General features: G+C 55.6%; 1 protein-coding gene. It reads right to left on the bottom strand.

The window, feature by feature from the left end; genetic code table 11:
* Positions 1-205: 205 nt before the first annotated feature.
* The coding region (locus NLX85_RS32905) for a hypothetical protein (RefSeq protein ID WP_254341776.1) at positions 206-500 on the bottom strand (295 nt) is incomplete at its 5' end.

Here is a 500-nt window from a genome sequence, read left to right as displayed (position 1 = left end):
ATCTGGGTTGTAAGTTCGCTATCACACCTAGCGAGATAGCGAGGTGAAATGTCCTGTGAAAGCCAAATACCTCCCCACAATGCTGTATCGAAGCAAGGCAATGCGGAGATCCTTAGGTCGCTAGACCCGTGGTGGTCTCGGTAGTAAAGCAGTCACGCTGGCGGCCGCCCGCAGGGGACTGCGACTAGGCGCTGGCTGCCAGCTCTCAGGCCCAACTGTTCCTACAGTGGAGCGTACTCGTTCGTTCCAGATCGTCCCCGTATGCATGAAGCGGCTGCAGCGCATCATGATACTGCTGGTTGGTCGGAATGCCATCGCCCGGCACCAGCAGCGGATCGTTATGATACAGGCTGGTCTGGCTCGCCAGGCTTTTATCCGGGTTTTCTTTGCGATCATGCATCACCAGCAGTTCAAACACGGTCGCCGCGCCAATGGTATGGCCCATCATATCTTCCAGATATTTCATATGCTCGGCCCAACACAGGGCGATTCTGGTAGAT

Origin of the sequence: Micromonospora sp. A3M-1-15 (assembly GCF_024213425.1) — a bacterium.
GTDB classification, from domain to species: domain Bacteria; phylum Actinomycetota; class Actinomycetes; order Mycobacteriales; family Micromonosporaceae; genus Micromonospora; species Micromonospora chersina.
This window is presented reverse-complemented; position numbering and strand designations above follow the sequence as displayed.